Below are 14,781 nucleotides of genomic sequence, written 5' to 3' on the forward strand. Positions count from 1 at the left end.
GATGGCGGGTCTTGTGCTGGTGCTCGCGACGGTAGCGACGGGCCTGATCGCGGGGCTGTTCTACGCGTACTCCTGCTCGGTCATGCTCGCGCTGCGCCGGGTCGACGACCGGGCCTTCATCGAGGTGATGCGGCGGATCAACGCGGCGATCCAGAACGGCTGGTTCGCCCTCGGCTTCGTCGGCGGGCCGCTGCTCACCGCTGTCGCCCTGGTGCTGAACCTCGACGGCGGCCCGGTCATGCCGCTGATCGTGGCGGGGCTGGTGCTCCACGTGCTGACGCTGGTCATCACCTTCGCGGTGAACATCCCGCTCAACAACCGGCTCGACGCCGCCGGCGATCCCGGCCAGCTCGCCGACCCGGCCCTGGTCCGCCGGGGTTTCGAGATGCGCTGGGTGCGCTGGAACCTCGCCCGAACGCTCACCTCCGTCGCCGCCTTCGGCTGCCTGTGCTGGGCTCTATCCCTTTGGGTCTGAGCGGGGCGTCCCGGTTCAGGAGGTCGCTTCCGCGATCTTTGTTCGTACGTCCAGGACGGCCTGATCGGCGGCGGCCCGGCCGGAGAGCCAGCCCTCGCGGTTGTTGATCGAACCCGCGCCGACCATGTTCAGATCGGGGAACATCTTCTCGACCTTCTCCTCGACCACCCGGTCCCTGGCCGCCAGCACCGGCAGCAGATCCTTGCCGGTCTCGGCCGCCGCCTGCTGCACCGCCTCTCCGGCGACCTCGCTGAGCCGTTCCCCGATCCTCTGCGCGTAAGCGGCCAGGAACGACTGCCGAAACGAGCGTGTCCTGGACCTGCCCAGGACGTCCCGGTGGGAGCCGGCCAGCCGCATCGCCGTGGTGGCCTGCACCAGCAGGGAGGTGAACAGCACCTCCACCGCGGCGAGGTCGGCCGGGAAGCCCAGCACCGTCGCGAACCCGAGGCGCCTGCTCCAGACCGACCGGCAGTGGTTGGCCTTGGCGATCACGTCCAGCAGCACCGCCTTGGGCGCCTCGTAGGGCGCGTCGATCCCCAACCGGCGTCCCTCCGGCCCGTCGGCCGCCGACCGGTCCTCCGTTTCGGCGGCGAGCAGCGCGGCGTCGATGCTGTACCTGCTCATCAACGACTGGGCGGCGGCCGTGAACGTCTCAGCCTCGGCCTCGAACTCGGTCGACTCGGCCTTCGCCAGCAGTGCCCGCACCCGGGCCAGCATCCGCTCATCGACCGCGCGGCCCGCGGGCCTGGCCGTACGGCGGGCCGTGCCGGGCAGCGGGCACAGCCGCTCCAGCCGGGGCAGGCCGGCCAGCAGGGAGATGACCTGCAGGGCGCAGGTGACCATCCCCAGGCGGTCTCCGTCCTCGCGCAGGTATTCGTCGTCTCGCTGCCACCAGACCTTCGCGTCCAACGCGGCCAACTGGTCCAGCCAGCGCTCGTCCACGGTCGCCGGAGCATAGGCGCACATCTCCGAGGCGATGGCGTCGGTCGCCAGACGCACGTGCCGAGCTCCGAGCTCCCGCCCCACAAGTCTGATCACATCGGTGGGTTGCCAGCCGTTGCGCCAGGCGAACGTCACGTTCTGGTTCAGCACGCCGAGCAGCATCCGGTCGACGGCCGGTCGCAGCTCGGCCGGGGTTTCGGCCAGTGCCGCCGCATACCGCGAGAACTGCCCGTCGTCCCCGTCAAGCCGAGCGTCCAGCGCGGCGGACAGCAATCCGGCGACGATCTCCTCGGCCGAAGGCTGGGGCTGGGGCTGCCAGCCGGGAAACCCCCAGGCGTCCCCGGTCTGACCGCTCGGACCCTGCCGCCGGCGCTTGCGCTCCTTCTCCTTGGCCCTGCGCCGCTCCCGGTTCGCCTTGCCCATCAGGTTCGCTCCTCGTAAATCACTCGTAACGGGCGACCACCGCCGGGAAGGCTCCACGGCACCTCATGGGTGTATGGCAGTGCGGACGGGGGGCCGTTGGTCATGGAGCGATTCTTCCAGCGAGCCGACCACCGAGATGACGTTATCCACAGGCCCCGAGCCGTACTGACGCAATGACCGTTCACCGGTCGGCGACGTGCCAGGGGGCCTGGGCCCGCGTGGCGCGGGCGCCGGCCTCCACCCGCACCGCATACGCCGGGCGGTCGCCGGCGGGAACGGGACCGAGGTAGGCATGGCCGGTCAGGTGACACCAGGCGGGCAGGTCGATCGGCGCGGCCGGGTCGGTGGCGATCACGTGCACCACGGTGCCCGGTGACAGGTCGTCGACCAGGCGGCGCAGCTCGATGAGCAGTTGGACACAGCGGCGGTCGCCGCCGTCCAGCACCACCGGACCTCCCACCTCGCTCATCGGACCCAGCTCCCTTCTCGTCAGTCCATTCAATCGATCTCGGTACGGCTCAGCCGGCGGCGCGGGCCAGCGCCTCCTCGGCCGCCGGTACGGCACGGGCCCGGTCGGCGGCGCTCAGACCGATGCGGGTACGCCGGTCGAGCAGGTCGTCGACGTCGAGCGCGCCCTCGTGGCGTACGGCGAACAGCAGGTCGGCCATGGTCGTGTCGATGCCCGGCGCGATCGGTTCGAGCAGCGCCGGATCGCCCTCGATCTCGGCGAGCACGCCGGCGGCCTCGGTGCCGTACCTGCCGACCATCGAGGGCGGCGCCTGGACGGCGGCCAGCGCGGCCCGGCTCGCCGCGCCGACCAGCGGCAGCCGCCGCGTGCGCACCGGCCCGGCCCGCACCTGCCGCCGGCCGGAACGCGCCCCGGCGACCGCCAGCGCCGTGTCCACCGCGTCCTGCGCCATCCGCCGATATGTGGTGAGCTTGCCGCCGGCCACGGTGACCAGGCCGTCCGCGCCCGTGAGCACCAGGTGGTCGCGGGAGAGATCCGCCGTACGCGACCCGCCGGCGCCCGAGTCGCCGCTGTCGATCAACGGCCGGAGTCCGGAGAACGTCCCCAGCACGTCCGCACGGGTGAGGGGGACGCGCAGCGCCGCGTTGACGGTGTTCAGCAGGAAGTCGATCTCTCCCTCGGTCGCCGCCGGCACGTCGGGGATCTCGCCGGCGACCTCCTCGTCGGTGAGACCGACATAGACCCGGCCGCCCGCGGCCGGGAGCGCGAACACGAACCGGCTCGTCTCACCCGGCACGGGCACCGTGAGCGCCCCCGTCAACCCGGTGGACCCGCCGAAGGACTGCTGGGCGAGGACCAGGTGGGTGCCCCGGCTGGGCCGCATGGCGACACCGGCGGTCAATGTGCCCGCCCACACCCCGGTCGCGTTGACGACCATCTCGGCGTCCAGCTCGAACGTCGCGCCGGTCAGCTCGTCACGCAGCACCGCGCCCCGGCCGGTCGCCTCGACGGCCGAGCACCGGGTGAGCACCCGGGCGCCGTGCCGGGCGGCGGTCCTGGCCAGCGCGACCACGAGGCGTACGTCGTCGACGAGCTGGCCGTCCCAGAAGACCAGACCGCCCCGCAGTCCGGCCTCCCGGACGGTGGGCACGTACGCGCGGACCTCGGCCCGCGACAGGCGGCGCGAACGCGGCAGCGTGTGCGGCGAGGTGCCGGCGGCGGCGCGCAGGAGGTCTCCGGCCAGATGTCCGGCGCGGATCATCGCCGCGCCCTTGACGCCGAACGACGGCAGGAGCGGGAAGATGTTGGGCAGCGCCCGGATCAGATGCGGCGCGGTGCGTTCGATGAGGATGCCGCGCTCGACCGCGCTCTCGTAGGCGACCGACACGTGACCGGTGGCGAGATAGCGCAGCCCACCGTGGACCAGCTTGGAACTCCACCGGCTCGTGCCGAAGGCGAGGTCGTGCTTCTCGACGAGGGCGACGGACATGCCTCGGGACGCGGCGTCCAACGCGACCCCCGTCCCGGTCACACCACCCCCGATGACCAGGAGGTCGACCCGTGGCGCGCCGCTGAGGTGATCGAGGTCGCGCGTACGGCGTCGCGCGTTCAGGGAGGTGGACTTGGCGCCGTCGGTCACGTTGGCCAGGGTAGTACCTCCCTTATGTGACACCTTGTCCAGAGGGACACTCCGTGGTCCGGCCATGTTCAAGCTCGACCGCGACGTCTAAGCTCGACCGCGACCTTTCCCGGTGAAAGTTGCGGACCTTCAGTGCCTGAAACCGAGTTGCCCGTCGTCGGCTTCCATCCGTACCTGTGGGGGGACCCCGCGCACCACGGCGGCCTGTCCCCCGCGATCCTCGCGGCGCTGTCCGCCCTGGGGGTGACCGCCCCCGCCCGGCCCGCCGCCGAACCCGCATCCGTGCCGCTGCCGCCGGTCGCGCTCCCCGACTCCGCACGCGCCGCGCTGGAGTCGCTGGTCGGCGCCGAGCACGTCGACTCCGGTCATGACGCCCGTCTCGCGCACACCCGTGGCTGGTCCACTCCCGATCTGCTCCGGCTGCGGGGCGGCGACGCGGCCGACGCGCCGGACGCCGTGGTGTTCCCCGGCTCACACGACGAGGTGGTCGCGGTGCTGCGCGTCTGCGCCGAGCACCGGATCGCGGTCGTGCCCTACTCGGGTGGCACCTCCGTGGTCGGCGGCCTCGCCCCGGCTCGGGCCGGATTCGCCGGAGTCGTCACGCTCGACCTGCGCCGCCTGGACGCGCTCGTGGAGGTCGACCCCGTCTCCCGTACCGCCGTGCTGCAGGCCGGTCTGCGGGGGCCCGAGGCCGAGCGGCTGCTGCGCGAGCACGGCCTCACCCTCGGCCACTTCCCGCAGTCGTACGAGGGCGCGAGCATCGGCGGTTACGCGGCGGCCCGGTCGGCCGGGCAGTCCTCCGCCGGATACGGCCGCTTCGACGAGATGGTGGTCGGTCTCGTGCTGGCGACCCCGCGAGGCACCGTCGAGCTCGGCACCGCGCCGAAGTCCGCCGCGGGTCCCGATCTGCGCCAGCTCGTCCTGGGCTCGGAGGGCGTGCTCGGCGTCATCACCTCGGTCCGGGTCCGCGTACGGCCCGTGCCGGCCGAGCGGGTCTTCGAGGGGTGGCGGTTCCCGTCGTTCGAGGCGGGCGCGGACGCGCTGCGCCAACTCGCTCAGGATGGTCCGCTGCCGACCGTGCTGCGGCTTTCCGACGAGCTCGAGACCGCGATCAACCTCGCCGACCCCGCTGCCGCCGGGTTCGGCGACGGCCCCGGCGGCTGCCTGGCGATCACGGGGTACGAAGGCGGCGCCGCCGAGGTGGCGGCCCGGCGCGCCGCCGCCACCGAGGCGCTCCTGGCCGCGGGCGGCACGGCCCTCGGGCCGGGGCCCGGCGAGTCCTGGCGCGAGGGCCGCTTCCGCGCGCCGTACCTGCGCGACCCGATCCTCGCGGCGGGCGGCCTGGTGGAGACGCTGGAGACGGCGACGTTCTGGTCCGGCCTGCACCGGCTGCGTGCCGCCGTGAGCGAGGCGCTGACCACCGAGCTGACCGGCCGGGGGACGCCGCCGGTGGTGCTCTGTCACATATCGCACGTCTACGAGACCGGCGCTTCGCTGTACTTCACCGTGGTCTGCGCCCAGGCGGCCGATCCCCTCGCCCAGTGGGCGGCCGCCAAGACCGCCGCGAACCGGGCGATCCGCTCCTGCGGGGCGGCCATCACCCACCACCACGGTGTCGGGACCGACCATCGGGCCGCCTATGCGGAGGAGATCGGCCCGCTGGCGGTGGCGGCGCTGCGCGCGGTGAAGCAGGCGCTGGATCCCGCCGGGATCCTCAACCCCGGGGTGCTGCTCCCCCCACCTGGAGGTTGACCATGCGTTCCTTCACCGCCCTGCTCAACCCCATCTCCGGGCGGCGCGCGAGCCGTACGCTCTGGGAGCCGGTGGCGGCGCTGCTCACCGAAGCGGGCGTGAGCGTCACCACCGAGGAGACGCGGAGCCGGACGCACGCGATCGAACTCGCCGCCGAGGCGGCCGGGCGCGGCGACGTCGTGGTCGCCGTCGGCGGCGACGGGCTGGTCAGGGACGTGGCCACCGGGGTGGTCCCGGGCGGCGGGACGATGGCGATCCTGCCCGCCGGTCGGGGTAACGACCTCGCCCGCGCCCTCGGCCTCCCCGCCGACCTGCCGGGTCACGCCGCGCTCCCCGGATTGGCGCGGCTCCTCCTGGACGGCCCCACCAGGATCATCGACGTCCTGGAGGTCGACGGCGTGATCGTGCCGGGGAACGTCTATGCCGGCGTGGACTCACGCGCCAACCAGATCATCAACCGATATCGCCGGATGCCCGCGCTGCTGCTCTACCGGCTCTCGGGCGTGCTGGCGATCGCGACCTGGCACGCGCCGACGTTCACGGTGACCATCGACGGCGTGGCACGGCGGGTCTCGGCCAACAGCGTGGTGATCGCGAACTCCGGGGCGTACGGCCACGGCCTGCGGATCGTACCGGTGGCCGTGCTCGACGACGGCCTGCTCGACGTGATGGTGGTGCGTGCCGAAACGCCGAAGGTCGCGATCGGCAGGTTCATGACCGAGGCGAAGAAAGGCACCCATATCCACCGGCCGGAGGTCGACCTGTCCACCGCCACGACCGTCACCATCGACGCCGACCGGCCCGTGCCGCTGTACGCCGACGGAGACGAGGTCTGCACGTCGTTGCCGGCGACCGTACGGCTCCTCCCCGGCGCGCTGAAACTGATCGCACCCCGTTGAAACGGGCTCACCCCTGCTCGGCCGAGGTGATCGCAGTCTCAGACGGGAATGACCCTGGGCAGCCGCGGGGAATCGAACCAGCCGGGCTTGTGCTTACGCAACAGGGCCTCGCCGTCCCGCTTCCAGGAGAACCCGGGGTTCTTCAGCAGCTTACGGAAGACCTGACTGGCCTGCTCCGGATCCCGCGCGGTCAGACGGCGCAGGGGTGCGGGGCTCACCTCGTCACCCCGCAGATAACCGGACACCACATCGCGGTACCGCTGGCGGATGACGAGATCGGGATTGGCGAAGGCCTCCTGTGCGATGTCGAATCCGGGGTAGAAGCTCAGCCCGTCCTCCTCGTCGAAGAGGACCGCGATCGTGTCCTCGGGAGCGAAGCCGAGGTCCGGCAGGTCGGGCTCCTGCCACGGGCCGCCCTACCGTGCGGCCCGGGCGGGCGGGCGGGGCCGGCGCGACCAGGGTTTCGGTCCGGAACACGATGTGCCAGCCGTCGGCTTCTTTGACCAGGCGGGCTCCGGTGATCCGCCCGGCGGGGCCGCCCCTGGTGACGCCGGGCAGGTCTTTGGTCCACCGGAACCGGACCCGCCCGGCCTTGGGCAGGTTGACCGCGCCCCACCGCCGGTTGACCCGCGTGATCTGCAGGTCGCGGGCCTGGGGCACGTCTACGGCCGGCCGGGTCCGGAACCGGGCCTTGAACGTGGGGCGTCCGGCAGGGTGGTCGGGGTTGAAGAAGTTCGCCCATGCCTGCCGATACGTTTTCAGTACCGCTTGCGCCGCCTGGGCGGGCAGCCGGCCCATCCAGTCGATCTCGCGGCGGGCCGCCCGGATCGCCTCATCGCAGTCCTTCAACGTCGCGAACCGGCCCTGCCGGAAGGTGAAGTACTCGTGCAGCAGGTTCCACAGCGCGCGGGCGGTGTGCGCCTGACCGTCCAGCACCGCCACCTGGGCCGCGCTGAGGTCGAGTCGCGCCACGTGCGCCCGGGTCTGCTTCACCAACTCCACCCGCTGATCGTATCGTTTGGTTTATGTCACCGCGGTGGGAACCGAACCCTGACGTCCGGACGGGACGTCATGTCGTCTCGCACCTTCACGCGCATTTGGTGTTTGTCACGAAATATCGGCGGGGGGTGTTCACGGACGAGATACTGGCCCGCTGCGAGGAGATCATGCGGGAGGTGTGCGCCGACTTCGAGGTCGAGCTGCGTGAGTTCAACGGCGAACACGACCACGTCCACCTACTGATCCACTACCCGCCGAAGGTCGCCCTGTCCAAACTGGTCAACAGTCTCAAGGGCGTCTCGGCACGGCTCCTGCGCAAGGAGTACGCCGCGCACGTCCGCCAGTACCTGTGGGGTGGACACTTCTGGTCCGGGTCCTACTTCGCCGGATCAGTCGGCGGCGCACCGCTCACGGTACTCAAGCAGTACATCGAACAGCAGAAACGACCCGTGTGAGCCGACCTGCTCACAGGCGCGGAAGGCCAGGGCACGCTCGCGCCCTAACAGGCACGCAGGATTGGTCATGGCAGGGGCGGCATCGCGGGACAATCAACGCATGGCGATCGTCGAAGTCACCGAAGATTCCCTGCGCCGGCAGGCCGGCGAATCCATCTTCACCGCTGCGCTGGCACTGGCCGATCAGGGTCTGGTGACCGCCCTGAACGAGCGGGGCGCGTCCATATCCGCCATGGTGGACGGCCGTGCGGTCACCGTCGTCATCACCAAGACGGGCATCGAAGGCACCTGCGCCTGCGAGGCGCCCTCGCCCTGCCCACACGCGGTCGCCACCGCGCTGACCTGGGTCCGCACCGGCGAAGAACGCCCCGCTCCCGACCTGTACGCCGCGTTGAGAGTTCGCGACGCAGACTGGCTGGCCCGCCGGCTCGTCCAACTGGCCGAAAACGACCAGGCACTCGCCGTCCGGCTGCTGGCCGAGGCCGAACAGGTCAGCGCCGTCGACGAACTGGCCGACCTACGCGCCGATCTGGAACAGGTCATGGCCGATCTCCTGGAGGAGGCCGAGCAGCACGACCACGACGACTGGTACGGCGATGCGTGGTATCCCGACACCGGGGACCTGGAAGAGATCCTCGACGATATCGACGAGCTCATCGCGGAGGAGCCCGACATCGCCCTGGAGTTGATCGTCCGGGCGATCGACCTGATCGAGCAGGCGATGGACACCGAGAAGGTCTACGGCGAAGAACTCCTCAACGCTCTCACCCGCGTCCAGGGCATGCATCTGGACGCCTGCCTGACCGGATCCCCCGATCCGGTACGGCTCGCCGAATGGCTGATCGGCAAGACGCTGACCAGCGGCTGGTGCTCCTTCGACCGCTCGCTGGCCGACTACTCCCCCGTCCTCGGGGATCAGGGCCTGCGCCGTTGTCGCGAACTGATGGACGGAAACAAGATCGCTGACTACAAGCTGCGCACTCTACGCGAATCCCTCGCTCGCGAGTAGTCCAATCCGATCTACTCAAGATCTTCTCCACAGTGCTGATCGCCCCCACCTCGACAAGCGCGAGAGAGGCCGACTTCCGGCCCACCGTTGAGATCAACGACAAGGACACCAGAGTCCTCCTCGACCAGACGACCGCGGTGGATCCCCAACGTCTCGGCGACTTCGCCGGGCGCTTGCCGCCTGAAGAGATCAGCCAAGTCGATGCGGCTCTACGCATCGTCTTCGGCCCGCTCTGGTGATTTGTCCCCTTTCACTTCTCGTCCGCTCCGCTGGTAGGGCTCCCCTTCTGGGAGGCGGAAGCGGCATCAGCGGGCGAAGAGGTCAGCAGCCAGTCGGCCACCGCTTCGGGGGCGAAGAGTTGGTGGAGATGCTCGCCGGGGATCCGGTGCGTCGGCCAGCCTCGCCGGGCGGCCTCCGCCGCGGTCTTTCCGTACGGCGTGCTGAACCAGAGGTAGGAGCAGGGGGCCCGGTCCCAGCCGGAGGGGACGGGGACCTCCTGCAGGTAGTAGGCGAGCGGGAGCCGAGGCTGCTCGCCTACCACCGACCGGCGGACGGTTTCGTCGGGGAGCAGGGCGGCCACGGCGTCCTCGTCCCACCAGTCGGTCCACCTGGGAAGCAGTCCGGCATCGTCGGCGAGACCCCGCAGAAACGGCAGGAACTCGGGTTCGGCCGCCTGAACCGCGCCGTGCGAAGGTGGCAGCGCGGCGTCCGCGAACAGGCATCCTGTCACCCGTTCGCCCAGTGCCTCGACGAGCAGCGGGATGAACAGGCCCGCGTTGCTGTGCGGTACGAGCACCAGCGGTTCCTGTGGAAGCACGGCTGTGACGATCTCGACCACCCGTGACCAGTAGGGCGGGTCTCCCTCGGTTAGCCGCGTAAGGGATGGAACCACCGCTCTGCGGCCACGTGACCTCAACGCCTCGGCGACCGGATGCCACGTCGTGGGACTGACCGAAGGACTGTGCAGCAACACGAAAACAGGCTCCATGGCCTCAGTCTCGTTACTTTCACAACCCGGCCAACGGGTTTTCTCTCATCGCAGTCCTGCCGATCACCGGTTGTGGTTCAGGTACGCGGCCAGCAGGGCGGCGCCCAGGATCGCCTGGACCGCCAGCGAGAGCGGGGTCATGCCGAACAGCAGGGGCGCGTTGCCGAGAGCGGCGATGTCCACCCCCGCGATCGCCCAGAACAAGGGACCGGTGGGGATCCCTCCGAGACCGAGATCGATGACCGGCATCGCGTGATTCACGGGGCCACGCCGGGCCATGCGCAGCGCTCCCGCCGTCAACCCGGGAGCCGCCGCGAGGCCATACAGAATGCACCAGATAGGGGTAAAACCGGCAAGAGACAGGATCGCGAAGGCCGTACCCACCCAGAGGGCGACGAGGGCGGCGGGCACGACGGCTCTGGCGGACAGCCCGCGCATGGCGAGCATGCGGGGAATCTCGGGGTTCTGCGCCTCCCATCGGGCCCCGGCTGCCGCCGTGGTCGCCGCAGAGAGCCCTCCGGCGAGGAGTACGGCCACGGCAATGCTCAGGGTTCCCCCGGCGAGGCAGACGATGGTGGGCAGTGCGGTCAGGCCGGCCAGGACGGTGAGCCTGCCGGGACGGCGGCTCAGCATCCGCAGGTCCGATCGCACGATCAGCCACCGGCCGTCGCGCGGCCACCTCCGGGACCGCAGCCGTCTGTGCCGCCAGTAGCGCTCCTCGGCGACGGAGGCCAGCAGCGCGGGTTCGAGGCCGAGGGATGCCGCGGCCGCAGTGACCATCCGCGCGGAGGCGTTCACCAGCACACGCGCCGGGAAGCTCGCCAGAGCCCGCCAGGCGAGGCGCATCAGGAGCCCGGCGGCGATCAGGGCCGCGCCCGCGACCTGCGCCGTCGACAGGCCGGGCAGTTCCGGACGCAGCCAGATCAGCGCACCCGCCACCGCGACCAGGGAGATCGCGGCGAGGCGGATCCAGTCAAGCTTTGCCTCGGCCTCCTGCAGGAGGACGGCGGCCGAACCCGCGGCGGCCATGGCGGCGCTGCCGAGCAGCACGCCGAAGAGCAACTCCCCGGGTCGTCCGAACACCGCCGCGCCGAGGACTCCTATGGTCGCTCCCGCCGCCGTCAGCAGCGTCAGCAGGATGAGGGCGCTACGGGCGAGAGTGCGGCGGCGATTCAGCGGGGAAAGGACCAGCCAGCGTACGTCGGCCGGCGAGACCACTATCGGCCCCGCCCAGGAGACGAGCATCATCACACCGGCGAAGGCGGCGAGCAGCAGGGCAAGCCCCAGGGGATGACTCCCGATGCCGGATCCGTCGAAGAGCCAGGAGGTGAGCCGGGCGATCTGGGGACCGCCGATCGCCGCGGTGAGACCCGCGGCCACCAGACGGTAATAGGCGCGCTGCCAGCCCGATTCCCGGTCGCGGCCGCGACGCCGGGTCATCTGCGCGATCGTGGTCACGCGCGTGTCCCGGCCTCGAGAGCGATCACGCGAGCCTCGGTCGCACTGGCCAACTCACGGTCGTGCGTGGCCATGATGAGGGTGCCACCGTCACTCGCGTAGTTCCCCAGCATCACGGCGAGTCGTTCGCGGAAGTCCGCGTCGAGCCCATGCTCGGGTTCGTCCAGCAGGAGGAGGCGGCTGGGCCGGGCCAGCACGCTCGCGATGGACAGGCGTTGCCGCTGGCCGGTCGAGAGAGTCGCCGGCGCGGCATCGGCCCGATCGAGCAGACCGAACGCCTCAAGCAACGCGTCGGGTTCCATGCGCGGGTCGTCGGCGGGCTCGTGAATCTTTCTGATCAACTCCAGATGTTCCCGAACCGTGAGCCACGGGTACCACGCCTGATCGTCGGTGACCAGACCGACATCACGCCAGAACGCGGCATCACCGCTCGGCGGGGCGCCGAAGACCAGGATCACGCCCTCCGTCGTCCGCTGAAGTCCGGCGAGGCAGCGGATCAAGGTGGATTTCCCGATCCCGTTCTCGCCCATCAGCGCGACGATTTCGCCCCGAGCCACGTCGAGGTCAGTGTGATCCAGCACCGTTGTCGCGCCCACTACAACGCGGACGCCCTTGGCTACGGCTATCGACACCCCGTCACGATATCCACCCCGGCGGTCATGGTGATCGTGCATCCACGTGAGCGCTGCCGGGTCGAGTTCGATGACGTGGACGCTGGACCGGCCGAACCAGTGAGCCCCAACACGACCAGCACCACCTCCAGGCCAGGGCCAGGTCACAGATGTCCTGATCACCCTACGGCAACTCGTCCAATTATGGACATCTAGCAGCGATACACAGATCTAATGTCCGAGTAAAGCTAAGCTCGGAAGCGGCAAGGCGATCGGCGCGGAGGTTCCATGACACAACAGCCTTCCCTGTTTGGCCCCACACTTGGAGCGATCCAAACTAAGCCCCATGGAACCCACTTCGAGCGGATGAAAGTACTTATAACGGTCAAGGCAGCCCCCAACCCCTCGGATACTTACGGGGAAACGGTATGCGTAGCGGCGTTGCGCCTCGACTTGGATCAAGCGGGTTGGATACGGCTCTATCCGATCAACTTCCGAGAGTTAGATGGCGATAGCCAATTCCGGAAATATGATGTCGTCACACTGGAAGCTAAGCCAAGTCCGAGTGATCCCCGAGCAGAGAGCTGGCGACCCCGAATCGACAGCTTCAGGGTGGAGAAACACCTCGGCGGCTGGCCGAAACGCATGGCCTACATCGACGACTACATCGAGTTGTCCATGTGCGATCTCATCGCCGCCGTCCGTGAGCGACCCTCGGCCCAGTCGCTGGCGGCCATCCGTCCCAGGGAGATTCTGACGCTCGACATCGAATCCCATCCCGGATGGACACCTGCGGAGCAAAGGAAGATCGATCAGTACGTCCAGCAACTCGGCCTCTTCGACAACACACCTCGCACCGCGCTTCAAGCACCCCGCTTCAAGGCTTGGTATCGCTACCGGTGCCACGCCTCGGGTTGCAACGGCCATCGTCAAGGGATCTACGACTGGGAGTTGGTCGCCCTGCAGCGCACCGTTGGGGCCCGCGACGATGAAAGCGTTAAGCAGGTCATCCGTGAAAAGTTCTGGGATCTGATGTGCGCGCCTGATCGCGATACCATCTTTTACGTAGGCAACCAGCAGGCCCATCCCCAGAGTTTTATCGTCCTGGGCGTGGTCTATCCCCAGCGGATTAAGCCGACACCGCAGACCTGAGCCGCTCTCGTACGCCCTCAATCACTAGATCACGATGGCAGCGATACTGATCGGCTTCGAAGCACATCACCGCCACCACCTGCCAACGAGCGGAGTCGGCGATTCGGTCCAGACATTCAAGGGCACCGGTGTCCAAGAGCCGTTCGGCGTAGACGCCACGGGCCGTTCTCAAGTCTGCCGCTCCGCCGCCGAACCCTGCCCTGTTCCATTTGGGATTGCCGAGCTCACGCATGTGCTCGTAGGCGATCCCCGCATCGGCAAGTGCGTTTTTCAACGCGGTCTTGCTGAAACCGCGCTTGCGTGAGATCGGATTCAGGCGCACGTCGACCAGCAGGCTGACACCTTCACGGCGAAGCCGTCGTATGAACTCGTCGAGGTCGCACCCCTCGTAGCCGATTCCGGTCAATCGCACAGGCTGCTCGATCATAAGCATGCTCTGACTCTCCCACGCCTGGTCGTGGACGTCACGCAAACGCGCAGGCCGAGGACGACCGTGCCCGCGGCGATGGCCAAGACACATCTCTGTTTCTGTAAGGGCGGGTTAGCGCCAGGTGAGGTCGGCGGCTATCACTCGGGCGGCCTCGGCAGCAGTGGCGTCACGGACCGTCAGGAGACCGTCCTCCTCATCGAGGATGGTGACGACCTCGGACAGACCCTTTGCTCGGCCGCTCAGTCCGGGAGCGGCTCGCCATGGCGCGGCGAACTCCTCCCTGCGGATTGTGAAGGTGGGCGCTCCGCCGGGGTTGAGCTCTGTGGCGATACGCGACCGCACCCTGCGCTCGGCTTCCTTCCACAGGTCGCCGGCCCACGCGGAGGCTGCCTCGTCCTCGTTTTCCTCCCGGCCGCACCTCCCGTTTTCACCGGGTGCTCCGGCGAGTGGACGACGCAGGAGCGGCCAGTCCGTCGAGGGGCGATATGGGGCCGAATCGGATGGGGGCGTTCCTCGCCATGAATCAGGCCGGGCATGCGGGATCGGGTCGAACGCATCCCTGATCGGCCAGAAACGCAGCAGAACATTCACTGTTCGTGGATCCTCCCAGAACTCATGGTCTGCCCTCCAGGCCGGCGGGACCAGGTAGGCGTGCACGCCGTACAGGAAGAACGACGGCCCCAGCACAAGGCGGTCGGTGGACCGGCCCCCATCGGTGTCGTGCAGTCCGACGATCCCCGAGCCGCTCAGGTAGGCGCCTTTTCCCGCCTCGGCCCACGGCGCCTGGGCGACGGGCGGCTCGGCATCCCAGGCCTCCATCCACACATTGGCCGAGCCGTGATTCACGTGGCAGCGGACGCGGATCCAGCCGGGGCCGATCGTCTCCAGGCATTCATCGTCCAGCTCTTCACCCTGTAGGTCCAATCCGGAGTCGGCCAGTTCGAAGCTCCCGTACTCCACGGTGATCGAGTCTTTGAACTTCCGCAGCGGCTCTGCCATGCCCCGTCCTTTCCACGCGTTCAGGAGGGGACCGACGATAGACACCGCGACCGACAAAGAAAGCCCAGGCCATGGTGGCCT

Annotated in this window: 17 protein-coding genes; 7 read left to right on the top strand and 10 right to left on the bottom strand. The window is 69.3% G+C overall.

The features are described from left to right. Position 1: 1 nt before the first annotated feature. On the top strand, positions 2 to 475 hold the full coding sequence (locus Mth01_RS10085; protein ID WP_308440783.1) for an anthrone oxygenase family protein: 474 nt from the start codon (positions 2 to 4) through the stop codon (positions 473 to 475). Between the two features lie 15 nt (positions 476 to 490). On the opposite strand, the gene Mth01_RS10090 is transcribed toward Mth01_RS10085, so the two are convergent. The 3 genes from Mth01_RS10090 to Mth01_RS10100 all read right to left on the bottom strand — a co-directional run bounded on the left by Mth01_RS10090 (position 491) and on the right by Mth01_RS10100 (position 3,948). Further along, positions 491 to 1,840, bottom strand: coding sequence for a DUF2786 domain-containing protein (locus Mth01_RS10090; RefSeq protein ID WP_204014953.1), 1,350 nt, complete (start codon positions 1,838 to 1,840; stop codon positions 491 to 493). 181 nt (positions 1,841 to 2,021) lie between these two features. Then, positions 2,022 to 2,309 (bottom strand): sulfurtransferase TusA family protein, encoded by a 288-nt coding sequence (locus Mth01_RS10095; protein ID WP_204014955.1) that lies wholly within the window; start codon positions 2,307 to 2,309, stop codon positions 2,022 to 2,024. A 49-nt stretch (positions 2,310 to 2,358) separates the two neighbouring features. Continuing rightward, positions 2,359 to 3,948, bottom strand: coding sequence for a glycerol-3-phosphate dehydrogenase/oxidase (locus tag Mth01_RS10100; RefSeq protein ID WP_239089525.1), 1,590 nt, complete (start codon positions 3,946 to 3,948; stop codon positions 2,359 to 2,361). Between the two features lie 132 nt (positions 3,949 to 4,080). Here Mth01_RS10100 and Mth01_RS10105 point away from each other — a divergent pair, with 132 nt between their 5' ends. Together Mth01_RS10105 and Mth01_RS10110 are read left to right on the top strand one after the other, a co-directional pair. Further along, positions 4,081 to 5,700, top strand: coding sequence for an FAD-binding oxidoreductase (locus tag Mth01_RS10105; RefSeq protein ID WP_204014960.1), 1,620 nt, complete (start codon positions 4,081 to 4,083; stop codon positions 5,698 to 5,700). Positions 5,701 to 5,702: 2 nt separating this feature from the next. Then, the gene (locus Mth01_RS10110) at positions 5,703 to 6,599 is read left to right on the top strand and encodes a diacylglycerol/lipid kinase family protein (RefSeq protein ID WP_239089526.1); all 897 of its coding nucleotides are present in this window, start codon (positions 5,703 to 5,705) and stop codon (positions 6,597 to 6,599) included. Between the two features lie 38 nt (positions 6,600 to 6,637). Here the strand turns inward: Mth01_RS10110 and Mth01_RS10115 are convergent, their stop codons facing one another. Continuing rightward, positions 6,638 to 6,817 (bottom strand): hypothetical protein, encoded by a 180-nt coding sequence (locus Mth01_RS10115; protein WP_204014966.1) that lies wholly within the window; start codon positions 6,815 to 6,817, stop codon positions 6,638 to 6,640. Between the two features lie 4 nt (positions 6,818 to 6,821). Further along, positions 6,822 to 7,601 carry a hypothetical protein gene (locus Mth01_RS10120; protein ID WP_204014969.1) on the bottom strand — a complete coding sequence of 260 codons (780 nt, stop codon included), beginning with the start codon at positions 7,599 to 7,601 and terminating at the stop codon, positions 6,822 to 6,824. Positions 7,602 to 7,624: 23 nt separating this feature from the next. Here Mth01_RS10120 and tnpA point away from each other — a divergent pair, with 23 nt between their 5' ends. From tnpA to Mth01_RS10135, 3 genes are all read left to right on the top strand, one after another. Beyond that, on the top strand, positions 7,625 to 8,053 hold the full coding sequence (gene tnpA / locus Mth01_RS10125; protein WP_204014971.1) for an IS200/IS605 family transposase: 429 nt from the start codon (positions 7,625 to 7,627) through the stop codon (positions 8,051 to 8,053). Between the two features lie 100 nt (positions 8,054 to 8,153). After that, positions 8,154 to 9,062, top strand: a complete 909-nt coding sequence (locus tag Mth01_RS10130; protein ID WP_204014973.1) for an SWIM zinc finger family protein — start codon at positions 8,154 to 8,156, stop codon at positions 9,060 to 9,062. A gap of 32 nt (positions 9,063 to 9,094) precedes the next feature. Further along, positions 9,095 to 9,301: a type II toxin-antitoxin system PemK/MazF family toxin gene (locus Mth01_RS10135; RefSeq protein ID WP_204014975.1), complete on the top strand. Its 207-nt coding sequence runs from the start codon at positions 9,095 to 9,097 to the stop codon at positions 9,299 to 9,301. 11 nt (positions 9,302 to 9,312) lie between these two features. On the opposite strand, the gene Mth01_RS10140 is transcribed toward Mth01_RS10135, so the two are convergent. The 3 genes from Mth01_RS10140 to Mth01_RS10150 form a co-directional block, all read right to left on the bottom strand. Further along, positions 9,313 to 9,879, bottom strand: a complete 567-nt coding sequence (locus Mth01_RS10140; RefSeq protein ID WP_204014977.1) for an alpha/beta hydrolase — start codon at positions 9,877 to 9,879, stop codon at positions 9,313 to 9,315. 234 nt (positions 9,880 to 10,113) lie between these two features. Further along, positions 10,114 to 11,508 carry a DUF6297 family protein gene (locus tag Mth01_RS10145; RefSeq protein ID WP_204014979.1) on the bottom strand — a complete coding sequence of 465 codons (1,395 nt, stop codon included), beginning with the start codon at positions 11,506 to 11,508 and terminating at the stop codon, positions 10,114 to 10,116. Continuing rightward, positions 11,505 to 12,140, bottom strand: a complete 636-nt coding sequence (locus tag Mth01_RS10150) for an ABC transporter ATP-binding protein (RefSeq protein ID WP_239089527.1) — start codon at positions 12,138 to 12,140, stop codon at positions 11,505 to 11,507. Before Mth01_RS10150 ends, Mth01_RS10145 begins: the two co-directional genes overlap by 4 nt. Positions 12,141 to 12,407: 267 nt before the next feature. Here Mth01_RS10150 and Mth01_RS10155 point away from each other — a divergent pair, with 267 nt between their 5' ends. Further along, on the top strand, positions 12,408 to 13,271 hold the full coding sequence (locus Mth01_RS10155; RefSeq protein ID WP_204014983.1) for a hypothetical protein: 864 nt from the start codon (positions 12,408 to 12,410) through the stop codon (positions 13,269 to 13,271). On the opposite strand, the gene Mth01_RS10160 is transcribed toward Mth01_RS10155, so the two are convergent. Both Mth01_RS10160 and Mth01_RS10165 read right to left on the bottom strand, forming a co-directional pair. Continuing rightward, positions 13,249 to 13,704 (bottom strand): DUF488 domain-containing protein, encoded by a 456-nt coding sequence (locus tag Mth01_RS10160; protein WP_204014986.1) that lies wholly within the window; start codon positions 13,702 to 13,704, stop codon positions 13,249 to 13,251. The two genes, Mth01_RS10155 and Mth01_RS10160, sit on opposite strands and share 23 nt — an antisense overlap. A gap of 108 nt (positions 13,705 to 13,812) precedes the next feature. Next, positions 13,813 to 14,700, bottom strand: coding sequence for a hypothetical protein (locus tag Mth01_RS10165; protein WP_204014989.1), 888 nt, complete (start codon positions 14,698 to 14,700; stop codon positions 13,813 to 13,815). Positions 14,701 to 14,781: the final 81 nt, after the last annotated feature.

Source organism: Sphaerimonospora thailandensis, from assembly GCF_016863115.1.
Taxonomy (GTDB): domain Bacteria; phylum Actinomycetota; class Actinomycetes; order Streptosporangiales; family Streptosporangiaceae; genus Sphaerimonospora; species Sphaerimonospora cavernae.